Annotated in this window: 1 rRNA gene; it reads right to left on the minus strand. The window is 50.0% G+C overall.

What is annotated here, in order from left to right:
- Positions 1-576: ribosomal RNA gene (locus tag IR152_RS19820) — 23S ribosomal RNA — on the minus strand; the annotation flags it as partial.

A 576-nucleotide genomic window follows, 5' to 3' on the forward strand; every position in this document is an offset into this window, starting at 1 on the left:
CACCTGTGTCGGTTTGCGGTACGGGTACCTTTAACCTCGATAGAGACTTTTCTTGACAGTGTGAAATCAGCTACTTCGCTACTAAATTTCGCTCCCCATCACATCCCAGCATTATCAAAGCGGATTTACCTACTCTGACTGCCTCAATGCTTGGGCACACATAACCAACAGTGTGCTTAGCTTATCCTACTGTGTCATCCCATCTCTCAAACGGTTATCGGTAGTACAGGAATATCAACCTGTTGTCCATCACCTACGCCTTTCGGCCTCAGCTTAGGTCCCGACTAACCCAGGGCGGACGAACCTTCCCCTGGAAACCTTGGGTTTACGGCCTGTGGGATTCTCACCCACATCTCGCTACTCATGCCAACATTCTCACTCCCATACTGTCCACATGTCCTTACGGTCATGCTTCAACCCGTATGGGAAGCTCCCCTACCCATCATTACTGATGCCGTAGCTTCGGTAGTAAGTTTTAGCCCCGGAAATCTTCGGCGCAGGATCACTCGACCAGTGAGCTATTACGCACTCTTTGAATGAGTGGCTGCTTCTAAGCCAACATCCTGGTTGTCTGTG

It is taken from the genome of Clostridioides sp. ES-S-0108-01 (genome assembly GCF_020662285.1).
Taxonomy (GTDB): Bacteria; Bacillota; Clostridia; order Peptostreptococcales; family Peptostreptococcaceae; genus Clostridioides.